The organism is Treponema bryantii (assembly GCF_900113965.1).
GTDB classification, from domain to species: domain Bacteria; phylum Spirochaetota; class Spirochaetia; order Treponematales; family Treponemataceae; genus Treponema_D; species Treponema_D bryantii_A.
On sequence record NZ_FORI01000007.1, the window covers coordinates 133,881 to 152,837 of the forward strand.

The following is an 18,957-nucleotide window of genomic DNA, read 5'->3' on the forward strand; positions in this document are numbered from 1 at the left end:
CCCTTCTAGAACTTTCTTATCTGATTTCCACAAGCTTTTAGCAACTCTTCTACCGAATTAACGCCCCATTTTTCTGCTGCAAGTTTGATAAGCTGGCCGCAGGTTCTGGAATCTTCAAGAGCATCATGGGCAAGATACTCTATTCCAAAATGAGTGCCTAAATCGGTCAATTTATGAGATAACTCAGGCCAGGTCTTTCTGGCAATAATCAGAGAGTCAAAATATTCAAGTTTTGGAACTTCCATACCAAAATATTCGCAGCAATTCTGTATTACCGGCATATCGAACATATTTCCGTTATGTGCTACCAGCGGTACACCAGGAGTCTGATTAATAAATGGCATTACCATAGTATCCCAGATTTCCGGAAAATACGGTTTATTTCTGACATCGTTATATGATATATGATGAATATCTCGGGTCCATTCAGGGATAAAATACATTTTTGCAGGATGGATCAGTGAATAACAGGAATCTGTTTCTTTGCCATCGATGAACCGTACAAGGCCAACTGAACAGGCACTGTTTCTGTACTGATTCGCTGTTTCAAAATCAATTGCAATATAATCTAATTTGTTGTTCATATTAAATAATATAGTGTCAATTACTATCAAAAAGTGATATAATGAAATAAATAATTCATCTAGCCCATCCATATAAAAGGTGAGGTGTATGCCCCTTTTATACACAATACATCTGTATAGTTTTTACTACATAAGTAGACAGAAGATAGATTATCGACAGTAGCAAATACACTATATATAGTGTTTTATTTTTTTTACCACACTATATATAGTGTTATTATTTACACAAACCTTCATAGAAGTCTACAGCTTTCTGCAAATCAGCTTCATTCGGATGCCCTTTATTAATTCCTCCAAGCAATTTAAAAGGTCCAAAAGTATCATAAGCCAGGCAGGAATAGGCAGCTGTAAGCGTACACTCCTTGGACTTAATCAGGTCTTTAATATCCTTGAGATAAGCTTCAGCACGATCTGAACCACAAGTGTACATTACAAATACTTTCTTGCGCAAAGGAAGATTTTCTGTGATAAAGCTGAGCAAGGACTTATGGAACTTACCGTAGAAGATTCCGGATGCAAAACCAATCAAATCATAAGAAGCGAGGTCTTTTAAGATTGTTTTTGTAGCATCTATAAGCTCAATTTCCGGATGTTTTTCCGCAATTGCTTTCACCACTTTTTCTGTATTTTTATGGTGCACGCTGGCATATACTATAGCTGTTTTCATCTGAAAACCCTCCTTTTCAATTTAATTAGTATAATATATTAGACATTTTAAGATATTTTCTTAATATATTATAGGATTCTGTCTACCAAACCCCTGTCTTATAGCCCTATTTTACCTTAATTTTCAGAACTCCTCAATGAAAGACTGAAAGATTTTCTTAAAAAGCACCTCTCATTCTTATTGAACAGTCCTGACTAACTTTCATCTGGCAGCTTTACTTTACAGCTCTATCATACAATGCCAAAGTGCCAATTAACGGCATTTTGCGATTCTTTTTTCCAGTAACTCCGGATTCTGATATTTTCACTCCCCCTTCCCTCTTGAAATCTCAACAACAAGTAAAAACCCACGCTATATATAGTGTACCCAATTCAGTCAATATTTTATAGCAAAAACCACTATACAAAACGCAATTTTGAGTAATCAACCATCCGCAGGATTTCAGCAAAAGTCATATTTTACGTGGGTGTTTGGGCAAAAAATGGTTAAAAAGTCATATTTTACGTGGGAAAATCTTATTCCAATCCTTATAACAGTGCCGTTATTTGGCACAGTACCGCATTATACTGACGGAACTATCCGAGTTCTGTACTGCTTCAAAACAATGGTAATGAGGGGAATCTAAAATGATAAAGGAGAATTGCATTAAACTCTTGGGACTTGGCTTGTCCCATGTCGAAAACAGCTATAAAAACATTCAAATCGATTTAAAGCCTGAAGAAAGAAACAGCGGAAATACTTCTTTTGCCTTTGAAGGTGAAGAATTTAAGCCAAATTCCGCAGAAGAATACAATCTTTCTCAGCGTAAACTCTATCAGGTACGTTCCTTTGCAGCAGAAGACCTTACTTTGTACATCAGAACTCGGAACATGGCCTATTCTCACGCCCTAAAAGTGCTCAAAACAGCAGAATATCTTATCAGTATTCTTGAACTGGCTAAAGATATCAATGAAATGGTGTCTTCAATCATCAAGACCACCAGAAGCATCAAACAGAATAATAAGATTTCAAAAGAGGATAGGTCGTATCAGATTGCTAAAAACGCTGTCTGTACTTATATCGACATCCTCCTGGAGATAAAAGCCAGAATCACAGACCTGGAAAACTCCCGCTGTAATCATTTTATTGCTCGTACTTACTCAAATCTGGATACCAAAGTCCAGACTATGCTCAAAACCTACTACATTCCTGATGAACTGTCCGAGAATTTCAACAATCTCTACGAAAACTACCCTCTTTACAAATTCTCTATGGCAAAAGCAGAAGGGATTTCAAGGTCTGCAATGCAGGTAAAATTCGAAGATTTAGCCGAACGACTATATTTTGCTGCTATTCACCCCTTTCTTTCGGAGCTTCTGGAAGAGTATTCCTACTTTATCACTCCAGATACCTTCCTGAATAATCCCCATAAAGAGGCTCTTTTTGTAGTTCCTATGAGCATCTACAAAAAATTGAACTTTATGAGAAGCGGTTTAACCCGAGAAGAGATTATTTTCCTTGAAACCAAGAATGATATGGAAAAAACAACTCATAATCTGGGCATTTTTTACGGCGAGCTTCTTACCGCAATGACTTGCATGTATGAGAAGGTCAAAATTGAGAAAAACAAACTTTTTAATACCAAGGATAAGGGCGAGAGCGAATGGGTTGTGGATGCTTTTCTAAAGAAATTCTGCCACAGTACGCTCGGAAATATCCGCTGTATTCAAACGCTGCTTAAAGATGATTTCTTCAGAGAAAAATTCACCGTTCTTCTGTATGATTTACGCCCTGACTTATTGGTAGATATGCTCACGCTCCAACAGGATCCCTGGGAAATAACAAGAGATATCCGCGAAGATAATGCTTTGGACGTGGAAACGGCAGTTTATCTCTATCATCTTTTGATGTACAGCTTTGAAAAAAATGATTACTCTAACCTACGGTCTCAAATGGCCCGATTCTTGAACCTCTTTTCCTACAACAACTTTCCGGATAAGAGTCTGGGCAGGTATATGAGGAAGGTAAGAGATGGGGAACTTACCTGGGCAGACTCTGAACTGGGAAGAAAGTTTAAGGCAGCACTGGAAAAGTAGTTTTTTTACAGCACCATCTGGCGAATAATCGCATCTACAGCCGATAAGGTTCTGCGAATATATCGCCGACCAGTCGCTGTATGCTGAACCACAAAGAAATGATTGCCCATAACCTCCAGTTTGGAGACCTTAAAACCATTTTCTTCATAAAGGAAAGTCAGATTAGGCATGTAAAACCTCTCCGGAAACGGCTTTTCGAACATAGCTTTTGATATCTGCTTCAAACAGGATTGGATTCTGGGCCAGCTTTTCTTCCCAACGAGTAGTTTCTTCAACATCTGCCAGGGCTGATAACGGAGTTTTTGCTATAAGCTGCAGCAGTTTTTCACCGTTCTTGGTAATAAGAATATTCTTGTTGGTGACTTCGATGTATTTTGACCGCAAAAGCTTTGGAATAAAGGTATGGCGGGTAGCCGGAGTTCCTAACCCCACCAGTTTTTTATCGCCTGACTCCCCTTTTGGATTTTCCATAAAGGCTAAAATCGAAGCCTCATTGAAGTGCTTTGGCGGTTTTGTAGTCTTCTGAACAGACTTTACAGCAGTCAAGGTCAAATTATTCCAGTCGATATTATCAAGAAGCTGAATTTCATCGGAATCAGCCTCTTTTAGAAGCCTTGTAAAGCGGCGGAATTTCTGCCAGCCTTCATCTAAAACCTTTCGCCCCTCAATTTTGAACTGAGAATCACCTACACTAAGCATTGCTATCTGCTTTTCATACACATGAGCTGGGGCAAAAGCCAGCATAAAACGTTCAAGAATCAGATTGTAGATGTTTTCTTCATCTCCCGTAGCCCCAGCAGGTATCTTTGCAAGTGGAATTATGGCATGGTGAGCTTCAAGCTGGGCATCATTAAAAATCCGCTTATTTGAGGCATCAATTTTGTAAAAAGGATGAAGCACAAAGTATTCCAAGTATTGAGTGAGGAATTTCTGATACAAATTCTTGCAAAGCTCAACATTCTGACTGCCCATAACCTTGGATGGTGTTCTTGGATAGGAAACACACTTGTAGTTTTCATACAAATTCTGAACCAGATATAAGGTCATTTCTGCAGAATAATTGAAGTAGTGGAAGGCATCCTTCTGTAAATCATTCAAACTGTAAAGCTGAGGCGGAAGGATTTCCTTCTTTTCAGACTTCAATTTCAGCAATTTTGCAGGCTGATTCAGATATGGCTGCAATTTAGGGGCTAAAGCAGCCTCATTAAAGCGGGATTTTCCTGCAGTATCTACTAAAAGGCCGGGAAAAAGAGTGCCATTTGGCACTGCAAAAGTGGCTGCAATTTCATAATACTTTTCAGCTTTGAAATTCGCTATTGAAGAACATCGGGCAGAAATTGCAGACAAGACAGAGGTCTGTACCCTGCCTACTGTGAATAAATTAGCAACCTTATTTGTAATAAATCTGGTACCGTTGATTCCCACCAGCCAGTCTGAATGCTGACGAGCAAAGCCCTGGTCGGCAAGCTGGTCATAGTCAGCTAACGCTTTAGCTTTCTGAATTCCGTCCAAAATCACGTCCGAGGTCATGGCCTGAGAGACCCAGAATCTTTTGATTTTTGAAGTATCTGTAATACCGGCAGCTTTCAGGCATTCGCGTGCGATTATTTCCCCTTCTCTGTCGGCATCTGTCGCAATCAGGATTTCATCAGACTTATGCTTCTTTAACAGGTTGATGACAGCTTTTGCCGTATCCTTCACAGACGGAGTAACGTGATAATGAAACTGATCTGGAACGATGGGGAGATTTTTCCAGTTTTTGAACTCCGGATTATAAGAAGCGGGTTCATCCAGTTCAAAAAGATGACCAACACAATTGGCTATATAAACCGAACCATCAGCTTTTTTGAAGCATTTTTCGGTTGTTGAATAAGTGCAGCCAAGAGCTTTAGCAAAGTCTTTTGCCACGCTTGGCTTTTCTGTAAGTATTAACATAGAACTCCTACGGGCAGGCAGAAGTCTATGTTCTAAAAATACGTTTTTTCAGCAAAAAACTCAATAAAAATGAGGGAGTGCCATTTGGCACTGTGCCAAAAATGGAGAAAAGCCGGCCCGACCTAATCCCGCAAGATAAAGGTTTGCATACAAGCCCGGATAATTCGTTATATTTTCAGACTTTGCGTGTATTCAGCCCCCCTAAATGTTTACAAAGGTTAAAAATGTACTTTTTCAGCAAATTTTTGGAGTGCCATTTGGCACTGTTTTTTTTCTTGATTCTCAAATTTGATTTTGATATAGTCAGAAATGCAATTCCTGCCTGCCCAAAACAGGAATACCTATGCAAAATCTAAAATCAATTTTCGACCATCCCAAAATATCAGATCCAGAAAGAGACCCGCATCTTTATGACTGGAAACGGCCTTTCCATGGCAAAAATGATGTGGCTTATTTGAACAAACTATTAAAAAGACGAAGTCGTAAAGCCGTTCCGGAACGATTTTCATCAGGAATAACTGACTACAACAGCTTTGGAAACTGCTGCAAGCAAAGAGTCTTTTTTACAACCACCTATGCAAAAACTCTTAAAAGCCATAAAGAATACATTAAGAATTATATGCCTCAAAAAGATAAACCCGGAATTACGGAAGAAGCAGAAATGTTTGGAGTTCCGCCAGAGGAGTATTTGGACAATATGGTTCCCCTGCACTTCAAATGGATTATTTCGCCGGAAAGCCAGAAGGTAGACTTACAATTACTGGCAAATGCGGTTATTAAACATATTGAACAGCTGACCGGCTATGAATTCTACTGGCGAGGTGTAATTCACACAGATACGGGCCATCATCATCTGCATATTGTTGTAAATGGAAAAGATAAGAACGGTAAAAGTGTTCGCTTCCCTAAAGATATGATTAAGAACACGATTCGAGAAATCACCTCAAATATCATCACAAATATGGTGGGAGAAAGAACGCAGGAAGAAATAGAGAATGCAAAAGCAAGGCTTCCTCTCGCAAAAAGGTGGACAGAATTCGACGAGCAACTGAAAGAAATGCCAGAAAAGATTTTTATAAAAAACCTGCAGCCTAGTATTGTGCAAAGACTTCAGTTTTTGCATTCCATAAATCTCGCAACTAAGGATGGCCTATTCTACTCTCTTAATCCTGATTTTGAAGAGGTTTTGAAGGCTACCGGACGTTACAATCTGTACCTGGAAGAGTATTTAAAATCAGATTTACCACTCAGACTTTTTGAAGGCGGAACTATAACCGGCAAGGTTGATAAGGTAATAAATTTCGATAGAGATGAAAGCTGGAATGATGCCATCATTATCCGAAAGGAAAATGAAAGAATCTATATTCCAGTCTATCAGCTTCATAAGCAGCATCTGGAAGGAAGGACTGTACGCATTGAACATGCAGCTGGCGGTACGAACCGAAATATCTCTAATAAAGACATAAGAATTGTCGATAATAAAAATAGAGATTATTCTTTAACCAGATAGTCTGTGTCTATTGTTTGTATAGACATTGTATATACATATAGTACGGTGGTTGCAGAGGTTTCGACAGGCTCAACCACCGCATTTTTTTGTCTAAATCGTCACTTTTTTAATCTACACTCTATTATTTTATAATGTACATTTAGAAACTTATTGACTTAATCCGCCGATTGGCGGTATTCTGTATACAGTACTTGCCTGCCCGGGGAGTACGAAAAATTGAGTTCCAAGAATTACTATCCCAAAGGAACCAACGATACACCTTTTAATCCACAGCTCCAGCACTTTGATTTTATCTGCGGTCAAATTATCAATGAAAACCGTATTTTAAAGTTCGTGGTTGTAGCAGCTGTGCTTTCCTTTTTTCTTTCAATCGGCATCTGTATCTATGCTGTAGCGCAGCCAGATTCAATTCCTGTTCTTGTGACCATGAATGATTTTGGAGAAACTCAGTATATCGGTTCTGTTTCAAGAAAGAACTATCAGAACTTCAATGTACCGGAAGTTGCGGTTCAGGCTCAGGTAAAAGAGTTCGTAAATCTTATGAACACGCTTTCTACTGATAAAGCCGTAATGAAAAAATCTGTAAACAAAACCTATCATCTTCTCACTTCAACGACCGCTTCCAAGTATTCGACTTTGGTAAGAGAAGATAATCCTTTTAAGGATTTTGGCTCACGAACAAAAGAAGTTCTTTTTCAGACAGAACCGCTGAAAGTTTCCAGCGACACCTATCAGGTAGATTATCAGATTGTAACCCGCCAGCTTTCGGGACAGCTAATGAGCAATGAATCTTTTAGAGCTGTCATCACAGTAAAAATGCTTCAGCCTTCAGAAGAAGATATTAAAGACAATCCGCTTGGAATCTATATCACTGCTTTTGATATGAAGCCAATCGACACTAAAGCAATCAATACAAAATAGCATCAGGAGTAACACATGAAAAAAACACTTTGCTTTATACCTCTTGCGGCAACGCTTTTTGCTGCATGTTCAACCACACAAAATCTTGAAGTTCCAAATGCTTTTATTTCGGAATCAACTGCTCCAAGTCTTGAAGAAGAGCTTCAGCAAAATGAAAACGATGAAAACAATATTTTGATTCAAGAAGAACTAAAGGTTCAGGATGTAGAAAACACAGTCGTATATGTTGATCGTCCGGTTTATGTGCCAGAAGTTAGAGAATCTGAAAATGATATTAAGAAGCTTTCCGGAATCGAAGCTGTAAAAGACAGTCAGGAGCGGGCAACCATCAAACCTGAAAACTACAGAAACGGAACCTTCTTTTATCAGTACAACGAAAATCTGGTTTATGAAATTTATGCACAGCCTTATCATCTGACAGATATTGTTCTTCAGACAGGTGAAGTTGTAATCGGTACTCCCCTGCTTTCTGAAGATGAAACTGTGTGGGAGCTTACTGCAGGTGTTGCAAGAGACCCGGCAACAGGCGCAGATATTCAGCATCTCTTTGTTAAACCAACTTATTCAAAACAGGATTCAAGTCTAATCATAATTACAGACCGTAGAGTCTATCGCTTTAGACTTAAATCTTTTTCTGATACTCACATGGCAATTGTAAAGTTTACTTATCCGCTTGAGAAAAACGTATGGGCAAAGAAGACAGATAGCGATAATGGGCGAGCAATCGAAAATGATTTCTTGAGAACTTCGAATCCAGAGCTTTTGAGCTTTGATTATAAAATCAAATATTCACGCTTCAAAAAACCTGACTTCCTCCCTACCCGTATTTATGATGATGGACAGTGCACTTATATTCAGGTGCAGGATATCGTTCTTCAGAAAAAGCTTCCAGTTTTGTTTAACGAGAAAAATGAAATTGTGAATTACAGCATTCATAAAAATGTGTTTGTTATTCCTCGTCTTATCAACAAGGTCACTCTTCGTCTTGGAAAGGAGAAGGTACAGATTGAAAAGCAGGTAACAAAAGCAAGTAAGCAAGAGGAGACCAGACAGTGACTGAGGAATTAGAAAACGAAGCTCTCCTCGATGCAGAAGCCGAAGAGGAGCTTCCACCACCAGAAGAAGAAAACGAAGCCCGTGAAGTGAACGTTGGAAATATCATTGGTTTAATCGTAATTGGGCTGCTTGTGATTTTTCTGATTGCTTTTATTGCAGTAAGTGCAGGAGGAAAAAAGAATAAGAAAAAGAAAGCAGAAGAACTCGATAAAGCTGGTACTAAAACCATAATCGAATTCAAGGATAAATCTGCCGTAGATTTTTCATCTGGAAATTTTGATGAAGCAGCAGATGCGGTTGAAAAGAAGGTTGAAGATATTACAGAAGCAATTGAGGCTCTGCCTGCAGAGTTCCAGTTGCCAGTTCAAGATGAAGTTGGTAAAGCACCGGTTTCCTCTGTTGGAAGTAGCAGCACTTCTTACCGCTCCGACAGGCCTGATACAAAGGGCTCTAAAAGTCCAAGAAAAATTGAAGGACTTGCTGCACTGGATTTCTCCGGCCAAGGCCAGGGGCAAAATCTTGTGAATCAGATTATGAGTGGAAAGTATGGATCTAACGCTTATGGTCAAAGAATGTCTAAAGAAGAGTTCATCGCTCAGCAGATGGAGCAGACACAGAAGCTACAGAATCAGTTATATGGAGGTGTGGTTTCGACAGGCTCAACCACCACGTCGGGATTCGGTGCAGGAATTTCTTCTGATGCCGGAACTAAAGAAAGCTTCTTCAATTCTATGAGCGGAAGCGGAGGTAACGGCACTTACTTAAGTAAGGCCAGCTTGTGGGATGGAACAATTATTTCCGGCGCACTTGTTACTGCCATTAACACAGATAATCCAGGCGTTGTAATTGCCCGTGTAACCGAGAATGTTTATTCGAGTCAGGATCATTCTTATCTACTAATTCCAGAAGGTTCGCTCCTTATGGCAACTTACAATTCTTCTATCACTTATGGACAGAAGCAGGTACAGGTTGCATGGAATCTTTTAATAAGACCTGATAATTATCGGGTTCAGCTTGGAAACATGAACGGAGTTAATGCACAAGGAGCAAGCGGCTATAAAGGGTCGGTTTCAAACCATCCTTTTGAAACGCTTAAAGCACTTGGAATGGTTGCCGTTTACAGCATCATTCAAACTGAAGTTACAAATGACATTAACAGTCAGAAAAATCAATATCTTCAGAATGCAATGACAGATGTATATTCGGAAACCACAAAGCTTGGAAACAAAATTGTAGACAGGGCTTTAGATATAAAGCCAACTATCAGAATTAAAGAAGGTACAGAAATTAAGTTGATTACAAACACTCCTATGGAACTGCCCCCAGTAGAAGTGAACAAAGCAACAGAAAAGTATGTACGTTCCAGATAAGGTGACAATGAGCCGTTAGTCACAAATAACCAGCTGGTCATCAGGCTCAGATGACCTAAAGAGGAGTACTAAGAATTTGAAAAACAAAATTATTGGGTTTACTACCCTACTTTTTCTTCTAACAAGTATGTTTCTTTCGTGTAGCTTTTTTTCAAGCTTCGAGGAGCATACTGATAATTCGATTTCCATAGATGCTCTTACCCTCGCAAAGACAAGCTTGTCTACGCAGGTAGGTGCTATGGAATATATTTCGCTTTCTGTAAAACCAAATACAGTTCAGAAGGATATAACCCTGAACTGGAGTTATGACAAATCCATCATTGAATGCGATACCAGTTCTAACTGGGGTGTCACAATTAAAGGACTTGCAGAAGGACAGACAACCTTGAAGTGTTCCTATGGTGGATACGATGCAAGCTGTCTTATAAAAGTGTCGGGTTACACCGAAGACTATGAAGTAATAACAGAGCCTTATATCTACTCGAACTATTCAATTTTGCAGACAAGCCCTGGCGTAAGTGAAAAGGTTTTTGTTTCGCTTTATGGTGGTGATGCTGCAGACATTGACGGCTATAGCTGGACAATAGACAATTCTTCGGTTGCAACAATTCAACCTACCGGTCAGTATTGTATTATCACTGCTAAGGATTCTGGTTATGCAAGAATTAAGATTACTCATAGCAAAGCAACCTACCCTTATTACATGGGAGTTTATGTTTTTGCAGATTCTACGAATGTAAGCTACATCACTACTTCTAACAATATCGTTACTATGAATCTGGAAGATGCTGAGCAGACAATAGCAGTCTCACTGGTTAATGGTAAAGATTCTAGTCAGGATACTCAATTTAAATGGGAAATCCTTGAAGAAGAAGGTGGCGGAACTCCAGTAGCACTCAGCACAAATGCAAACCGCGCAGTAATAACTCCAAAGCAAGGAGGAAGCTGTACAATCCGCGTAACTCATCCGGATGCTGCATATCCTCTGGATATTCTTTGCCGGGTTATTACAGTTGTAAAGAATGTTTACATTGAACCTGATTCTACAGTAGTAACTCTTACAGGTAGTACCGAGCAGACCATCACAAACAAGCTGATAAATCTTGAAGGCAGCTATAACATAGATGGCTTCACATATCTTCTTGATGATTTCAATGTTGCTGAAATTGTAAACTCAGTTGGAAATCAGGTAACTGTAAAAGGTCTGGCAAATGGTTCCTGCAAACTGATCATCTCTCATGAAAAAGCAGCCTATAGTCGCGAGGTTCTTTTGATTGTAAACGGCCAGCTTAAGGACGCAGTAGATGCTTCCTGCTATGTAACAACTAGTCAGAACTATATCCGTACAAAGGTTGGAGCAGATGGTCAGACTATCAATATCAGTTTGAAAGGTGGTCTTGAGGGAGATGAGGCGAATTTCCAGTGGAGTGTAAAAAGCACAGCAGCTGATGGAAGTACTGCAAAGGTAATCGACCTTGAAACTGCAACAGGAAGTGTTTTCCACACTTCTCGTGCAGCTGCCGCAACCTACTCTTATGGCTCTGCCTTTATGGAACCACTTTGTGAAGGTACTGCCGTAATCACAATTACTCATCCAAAGATTGTTTACCCTACAGAGATTCTTGTAAAAGTATTGAGCAAAGATGCAGTTCTTGAAGAACCTCTTTATTTCAATGGAAGCGGACTTTTAAAGCTTCTTAATGGAGATAGTCAGGAATATAGAGTCGAACTGAAAGGAGACTCAAAGGATGCAGGTGATGACGCCAATATTAAGTGGGAATGCGATACAGAATATCTGACTATTGCCGCTAATGGAAACGTTGCAAACATTACAGCCCCAGCGTTGGAAACTGGCTGCACAATGTCATATATCACAATTAGCCATCCAAAAGCAGATGCTGATAAAACTGTTCTGGTAATGACTGCAGATGATGCAGAAACCTTGAACGCAATGAAAGCTCTTTATTCTGATAAGACTTACTACAATATCGAGAATGGAAGCACAGTAACCTGTTATGTAAACACTGCAGGATTTGAAGAGGATTATGATTTTTCCAAAATGAACTGGACTGTAAAAGATCCGTCTATCATCTCAATTGAAAAGTCAAGCTTTAATCCGCTGGCTTGTAAGCTTACAGGACTTAAGAGTGGTTCCACTACCCTTACCGCTTCTATTGAAGACTCAAGCTGCACATTCAATATTACGGTTTATCCTAAGGGAACAGTAAACCTTGAACCTGAAATCTATTTTACTACAAACCAGAATGTTGTAACTCTGGGAACTTCGGGTCAAAACAAACTGATTAACATAACCGCTGTAAACCTTAAGAGTTCAGAATACCAGAATATCACCTGGACAAGCTCAGATACTTCTGTTGCAACAGTAATCGGAAACGGAACTAGTGCAACTCTTACTGCAGTTGCAGAAGGCGAAAGCGTAATCAATGTTTATCATAAAGACAGTCAGAATACGCTTAAAATCTATGTACGTGTTGGTTCAGAATATATAATTCCTGAAACAGACCCGGTAGTTTATATTTCTGCCAACGATGTAATGACCTTCTTAAAGGGAGGAGCAACTCAGAGTCTGCAAGCTGTTCTCGTAAATTATGAAGGAACAGAGACAGGAGGATTCAGTTTTAATATTGATGACACTTCGGTTGCAGAAATCACTGCGCAGACTCCAACTGGCATTGCTTACATTAAACCGGTTAGCTCAGGCCAGGCACAGGTAACTATTACTCATACCGCTACAGAAATCTCAAAGAAGGTTTTGATTGTAGTTGGAAACAGCGCAGAAGAACTTGCAGGCTATGTTTACCTTACCACAAGCTCAAATGTAGTGGCTGTTGGTGAAGGAAATACAAAGTCCATCTCGGTTTCTGTAAAGAATGCATCGTCTACCATCGTTGATGGTTATACCTGGCTTTCAAGCAATCCGGCAATTGTGGATGTAAATGGAGCCGGAGCAACAGCTGTCCTCACAGGCAATGGAATTGGTACTGCATTAATCACAGTAACAAACAAGGTCTGCCAGTATTCGCTTACAATCATTGCACAGTGTGTAGATCCGATTGCCGCAAGTTCAAATCCATACATTCAGCTTTCATCTTCAGTTTTGACCTTGAATGTAAGCTCTGCTTTTACCTCAATTACAGCAGATTTAGTTGGCGGTACAGAGGATGATTATTCTGATTTTGTATGGTCGGTAAAGGATTCTTCAATTTGTGCAGTCTACGGCCAGAATGAAGTTGGAAAGATTCGTGCTTTGGAAGCAGGCCAGACTTATGTTACTGTAAGCCATCCTAAATCTGCTTACACAGCTCAGATTCTTGTTGTCTGTGATAAAGTGACAGAAAGCGAATGCTACATCACTGTGCCTTCATCAATCATGACAATAAAGCCAAATGCAAGTGCGCAGACAGTTACCGCAACTTTGGTAAACGGAACCACCACAGACAGATACAACTTTAACTGGAGCCTCGATGTCTATGATGTAATTGATTTCCAGTATGCAGCCAATGTTTGTACAATCACACCAAAGCAAACGGGAACTGCAACCATTACAATCAGCCATCCAAAGGCAGCTTACGACCAGCAGATAATTGTAAATGTTCAGGAGTATTCAAGCTTTGCTTTCCCACAGACATCTTTAAGTTTAACTCAGGGAACAGTGAGTTTCCAGAACATGCAGGTTCCAACAACGAGCGTAACAACTCACGTTGAATATTCTGTAGACAACAAAGATATCTGTACAATCAGCGGAACCAAGAACGTTGCTCAGATTACAGGTGTAAAGGCTGGTACTACTACGGTTCGTGCAAAGCTTGTGGCTTCCAGTACAGGTGTTACTCAGGCAGAAAGTGAAATGCTCGTTTATGTAAAAGAGGCTGAAACCAGTACTATTTACATTACCTCAAGCTCTACTATCTTCACTGTGAACAAAGGCAAGAGTCAGACATTAAGTGCAACCTTGAGTGGAAACGGCGTTACAACCTCGGACCAGTACAATCTTAAATGGACAACCAGCGACACTGATGTAATCTCAATTACAGGAATCTCTTCTGATGGAAGTGTAACCGGACAGTCTATCTACATTACTGCAAACAAACCTGGAGAAGCGTTGATTACCTGCTCACATGAAAAGGCAGCAAGTGACCTTCAGTTCTATGTAGTAGTTCCTGGAAGTGCGGAAAAGCTTGTTACTCTTAACAAGACTTACCTTACTTTGACAAAGGGTAGCTCTGGCACAACGCTCAAAGCAAATATCGAAAATGCCGAAAGCAATTCTGATTATTATGATCTTATCTGGACTTCAGAAAAAGTAAACGGCAATGAAATTATCCGCATCATGGGAACAGGCCAGACGGTTACCCTCTTCCCTCTTGGAACTGGCGAAACAACAGTAATGGCTCAGTTACCAGATTCTCAGAAGGTTGCAAAGTGTACGGTTGTAGTTGAAGCAGGAAAGAGCCTTACTTTTGAGACATCAAGTAAGAAGGTGCAGCCCTTCCATTCAAAGACTGTAATGTACACAGTGAGTCCACCAGATGCAGTGCTCACCTGGACAATGTCACAGGAAGATGATTACTTTGAATATCATGATCTTGGCTGTAATACGGAAGGTGTTGGTTATGTTGAAATCACCGGTATAAAAGAAGGTACTGGAACTCTTGCCTGTGTAACAAACGGTTCGGCAAAAGCACAGTGTACTGTAAAGGTTGCCTGGGACTATGAGTTTACAGTTGATTCAACACGCGTTACAGGAAGTCCTGATTCAACCTACACTATTGAATATTCTGTAAGCCCTACCGATGCCACAATCGAAGTAAACGGAAACGGCCTTTGTGAATTCATTAATTCAAACGACGGAAAAGGAAACGGCAAAATCAAGATTATACCTTATTCAGAAGGTACGGATTCTATCATACTTAAGGCAAAGAACCCGAATAACAACAATGAGGAAATCGGAATCTACACCATTACCGGAAAGTTCTATTACGATTCACTGACCGTTAGCTACACAAAGCAGAGTGATGTTTCATATGCAGACAATACAAAGACCGCCTACTGGTCAAAGTTTGCAAATGATGCAATTACCCTCGGTGACGGCGAAATAATGACCTTCAAGTTTGATGTTGCCCAGAAAAAGATGAATGATCTTACCATAACGGCAGCCCTTCAAACAAAGAAGAACGGAAGCATAAGCCTTTCTAATGGCGCTACAACTGGTCAGTTTATTCTAAGTCACAACAGTGACAGTAAGGTTCCGGCGTATAAGATTTCGACAGGCTATAAGCCGACCTATAAAGGCAGCAGTTCATATCCGGACGGAACTCCGATTAAGATGAGTGATTTCTATAGTTCTACAGGGCAAGACTGTTACTGGTATCCGGGATTGACGCAAGACCACTACAACAGAATTGGCTGGTGGGTTCTTAGAAATGGACCTACATCTTCAAATGTATATGAATTCAACAGTGGCTTGATCCATGAAAGCAGCCGCACAGTTACAAAGGCGAATAAAACAGGCCATAACAGTGACTGGGGCCGGGTACGAGATACAAGCCTGGATGGAAAATGTATGTCTGTCGAAGAATTCCAGAACTGCGCATGGTATTACATTCCTTCGTTCCACGTTCAGATGGGCGGTGACTGTACTTCCCACTTGTACCATAACTATGGGGAGATTGATACAGACCATATTTCTGCTACCTACTATGACGTTACCCCTGATACAGCGGTAGTAAAATCGGAGCAGGCAGATGTGCTGGTGGTAACTTTCACTCATAACGGAAGTTCAACAAAGAAGTACTACCCTATTTATCTGGAAACACGAAATAGTGCTTGTACGACTAGATAGTTAGTAAAGTTCAATTTAGTGGGGAGCCCGGCGCAGACGCCGGGTTCTTTTTCTTAAGTTTATTTTTACCCCTGCACCACTATTTGAGACAGGGGGTGTGTTATAATTAAAAATACCAGGAGGCTGTTATGGGAAGGATTGGAAAAGGGAATCATGTATTGTTAGTTTATGATTATAATCTGTACCCGAAGTTCTTAAATTATCTGCATAAAAAAGGATATCATACTGCTAGTCCTCATGGATATTATGAAAGCTGCCCATGGATATATGTAAACATAGAACTAAAAACTTATTTCCCTGGAATGCCGGGAATCAAAATTACAGAATGCTTTAATAATCATGCTATAACGATTGATGAATTTCATACTATCCTTGCTGAATACAAAGCAGATAAAGAACATTATCCAAACACTCCCAAAATAAAAGCAATTTACGATAACTACAAAGGCAAAGATTTATTCGTTTTTCATAACGAGCCATTTGATTATGATTTAGAAAAATTTCCGGATTTTAAGAAGGATTGGGAAGAAAGCGAAAAAAAAGCGAAGGAAGAGTACCTAGAATGGAAGAAAAAGCAGAAAGAAAAAGAAGAAAATACCTTATGCCTTTTTGAAATTCCAAGTACCATAAAAGCCAGACCAGAAGTCAAATACCTTTATGAGTTAGATCGCAAATCCATTAAATGTAAAAAGCTTCCTGAATCTGGAAATTATAAAGGAGAAATAAAAGTCCTGACTCTTATGGGAGCAGTTGATACAGATTGCGAAGTTTGTTTCTTTGATGATACAATTCTGATTTTAGCAGATAATCCTGATGAAGATGAAGACTTCTTTGATACATTGCGTATTTTCAAGGATAGGATTCCAGATGATAAAAGAAATATTGTTGTTTGATAGAAATATTTCTTTATCTCTTTTTTATGTAGTATAATTTTATGGATGGTAAAAATTTATGAAAATTGTGTCTTATAATATAAACAAGTGTACACAAAAAAAAGTTGACTTTCTTTTGTCATTAGATGCTGATGTCTATGTTGTTCCTGAAATTGCAAATAACATTACTCTTCCAGATGAATATACAATGGAATACCTTGGTGCTATTTCTTCAAAAGGACTGGGAATTATCTGGAAAAAAGGTGACCTAAACATTCCTGATTGGTTCAAAGATGATTATAAAGCATTATCATATGCAATTCCTTTAATTTGTGATGATATTTTAATCTTGGGATTCTGGCCTACGAATTATAAAAAAAATAAAACTTATACAAAACTAGCAAAAGAGATTATTGATAAATATACCCCTCACTTTTCGAAATATGCTCAATGCATTATAACCGGCGATTTTAATTTGTATCATAAAGAAAATGCTCCAAATAAAGCTGCTGATATTTTAGAAATTGATAAAATGCTAACAGAGAATGGATTTCATAGTGTTTATCATAAAAACGCAAATGAAAAAATAGGATATGAGTCTCGGAATACTTTTTATATGCACTTCAAAAAAGATAATCCATTTTTTCTTGATTATACTTATTCAAAATTAACTGTAAAGAATTATTATTTTATTGAAAATCCTCAAGAGAAATTTAGTGATCATATTGGACAGGTTATTGAAATATGAGACTGGATTAGTTATGTATTATAACAACCTTAATAAACTTTAATGCCTTATATTATGCGAGTACAGTCTTGAAGTTTTAATATGGATTCAAAACAATCAATAATTTCTTCTGGTAATGAATTTACGTCATAATGATTTAAGGTATCCTGCATTTCATTTAATTCAATAAGACGTTTTTTTAGAGATGAATAATTTATAGTTTTATATTTATGTGTTTCTTCTTTATATACTACATCCTTATATTGTTGAATACGAACTCTAAGTTCTTTTCTTAATTCAAATTCATTCATGTCAAAAAAATCTATTATTTCTATCAAGAATCTAAACGAAGCATTCGTTTTTCTGAAAATTCTTTTGCTTCATCTAATGAAGTAAAACTTCTACAGGCTGCCATATCTACAGTTCCGCAGTCCAGATATACCTCCACTTTATACAGGCCATCTTCGAACATAATATATGTAAAACAAGTTCCATGACATCTGGAAAGAATCTGATTCTCAAACCGATGGTCTTCATGCCATACATCTTCTACTTTTAGAGATTCTTCAAAAACATCTCGTTCTTTTTCTTTTCTTATATGTTCCTCAATCGATTCTATAATTATTTTTGCATCGCAATGATATAAATCTGCACCACTGAATGGATTCATTTCAACCAGGTAATATTTACTATCACTGAAACAAACATCAATGACATAAGCTATTTCACGAATCTTTTCTTTATCTGCAATTTTTTGTGCAAATATAAATGCGGGCTCATTATCCTCTGGAATAACAGTCCTGCCGGCTTTGCGTCCATCAGCAATATATTCACATCCGGTGACTATTTTATTTCCAACACAAATAAACCGATATTCTTTTTCAATTGGCTTAAATGGAGCAAGTACAATCTGAAGATTAATATCATCATGATAAAAACCATAATCAAAATGTGCTGGCGTTAGGTTTTGCGAAGGAAGAATTCTTCCACTGAATTCTTTTAAAGGACTGTCAGGACGTGCAAATATTGTTTCGGTTTTTAATTCTTTTAATAAATCAGGTTTATTTAATACTTCTGAAATAAAAGTAAAGATGCAGTCTTTATTTAGAAGATAGTCATGAAAATATTCGTCTATTGTTGAATATGAAAAGGTTACTTTATTATAAGTGAGACCAGGATGGAAAGGAAATTTATTCCAAAGCTTATCCAAGTTCCCAAGGCTTCCGTGAAAAATAAAATCTTTTGGAAAGGATTTATATTCTTCTGTATTCCAGAAATTGTCATCCCAGAGAATTACATCTTTATTAAGAGCTTTAAGTGCTGGGAGTAAAATATCACCACCCGCAAAAGCTTCGTTTTCAATTATCCAAGTCATAT

14 protein-coding genes are annotated in these 18,957 nt (G+C 38.6%); 8 read left to right on the top strand and 6 right to left on the bottom strand.

Annotated features, from left to right (window positions below; all coding sequences use genetic code 11):
- Positions 1–5: 5 nt before the first annotated feature.
- Complete coding sequence (locus BM161_RS10110; RefSeq protein ID WP_074932380.1) at positions 6–584, bottom strand: exonuclease domain-containing protein; 579 nt, start codon at positions 582–584, stop codon at positions 6–8.
- Positions 585–801: 217 nt separating this feature from the next.
- Complete coding sequence (locus BM161_RS10115; protein ID WP_074932381.1) at positions 802–1,251, bottom strand: flavodoxin family protein; 450 nt, start codon at positions 1,249–1,251, stop codon at positions 802–804.
- 626 nt (positions 1,252–1,877) lie between these two features.
- Between BM161_RS10115 and BM161_RS10120 the strand changes: the two genes are divergently transcribed.
- The gene (locus BM161_RS10120) at positions 1,878–3,326 is read left to right on the top strand and encodes a hypothetical protein (RefSeq protein WP_074932383.1); all 1,449 of its coding nucleotides are present in this window, start codon (positions 1,878–1,880) and stop codon (positions 3,324–3,326) included.
- 5 nt (positions 3,327–3,331) lie between these two features.
- On the opposite strand, the gene BM161_RS14395 is transcribed toward BM161_RS10120, so the two are convergent.
- Both BM161_RS14395 and BM161_RS10125 read right to left on the bottom strand, forming a co-directional pair.
- Complete coding sequence (locus tag BM161_RS14395; protein WP_177206233.1) at positions 3,332–3,496, bottom strand: hypothetical protein; 165 nt, start codon at positions 3,494–3,496, stop codon at positions 3,332–3,334.
- Positions 3,489–5,261 carry a DNA topoisomerase gene (locus BM161_RS10125; protein ID WP_074932385.1) on the bottom strand — a complete coding sequence of 591 codons (1,773 nt, stop codon included), beginning with the start codon at positions 5,259–5,261 and terminating at the stop codon, positions 3,489–3,491. Before BM161_RS10125 ends, BM161_RS14395 begins: the two co-directional genes overlap by 8 nt.
- Positions 5,262–5,604: 343 nt before the next feature.
- On the opposite strand from BM161_RS10125, the gene BM161_RS10135 reads away from it, so the two are divergent.
- The 7 genes from BM161_RS10135 (at position 5,605) to BM161_RS10165 (ending at position 17,601) form a co-directional block, all read left to right on the top strand.
- On the top strand, positions 5,605–6,771 hold the full coding sequence (locus BM161_RS10135) for a relaxase/mobilization nuclease domain-containing protein (protein ID WP_074932388.1): 1,167 nt from the start codon (positions 5,605–5,607) through the stop codon (positions 6,769–6,771).
- Positions 6,772–6,987: 216 nt separating this feature from the next.
- Complete coding sequence (locus BM161_RS10140; protein ID WP_074932390.1) at positions 6,988–7,692, top strand: VirB8 family type IV secretion system protein; 705 nt, start codon at positions 6,988–6,990, stop codon at positions 7,690–7,692.
- 15 nt (positions 7,693–7,707) lie between these two features.
- Positions 7,708–8,748, top strand: coding sequence for a TrbG/VirB9 family P-type conjugative transfer protein (locus tag BM161_RS10145; RefSeq protein WP_074932392.1), 1,041 nt, complete (start codon positions 7,708–7,710; stop codon positions 8,746–8,748).
- Positions 8,745–10,118 (top strand): TraB/TrbI/VirB10 family type IV secretion system protein, encoded by a 1,374-nt coding sequence (locus BM161_RS10150; RefSeq protein WP_074932393.1) that lies wholly within the window; start codon positions 8,745–8,747, stop codon positions 10,116–10,118. Before BM161_RS10145 ends, BM161_RS10150 begins: the two co-directional genes overlap by 4 nt.
- Before the next feature lie 127 nt (positions 10,119–10,245).
- Complete coding sequence (locus BM161_RS10155) at positions 10,246–15,981, top strand: hypothetical protein (RefSeq protein ID WP_143090540.1); 5,736 nt, start codon at positions 10,246–10,248, stop codon at positions 15,979–15,981.
- A 128-nt stretch (positions 15,982–16,109) separates the two neighbouring features.
- A complete protein-coding gene (locus BM161_RS10160) occupies positions 16,110–16,874 on the top strand; it encodes a hypothetical protein (protein ID WP_074932397.1) in 765 nt (254 codons plus the stop codon).
- A 58-nt stretch (positions 16,875–16,932) separates the two neighbouring features.
- The gene (locus BM161_RS10165; RefSeq protein ID WP_074932398.1) at positions 16,933–17,601 is read left to right on the top strand and encodes an endonuclease/exonuclease/phosphatase family protein; all 669 of its coding nucleotides are present in this window, start codon (positions 16,933–16,935) and stop codon (positions 17,599–17,601) included.
- Between the two features lie 47 nt (positions 17,602–17,648).
- Here the strand turns inward: BM161_RS10165 and BM161_RS10170 are convergent, their stop codons facing one another.
- Together BM161_RS10170 and BM161_RS10175 are read right to left on the bottom strand one after the other, a co-directional pair.
- The gene (locus tag BM161_RS10170) at positions 17,649–17,891 is read right to left on the bottom strand and encodes a hypothetical protein (protein WP_143090541.1); all 243 of its coding nucleotides are present in this window, start codon (positions 17,889–17,891) and stop codon (positions 17,649–17,651) included.
- A gap of 23 nt (positions 17,892–17,914) precedes the next feature.
- Positions 17,915–18,955, bottom strand: coding sequence for an ATP-grasp domain-containing protein (locus tag BM161_RS10175; RefSeq protein WP_074932401.1), 1,041 nt, complete (start codon positions 18,953–18,955; stop codon positions 17,915–17,917).
- Between the last annotated feature and the right edge of the window lie 2 nt (positions 18,956–18,957).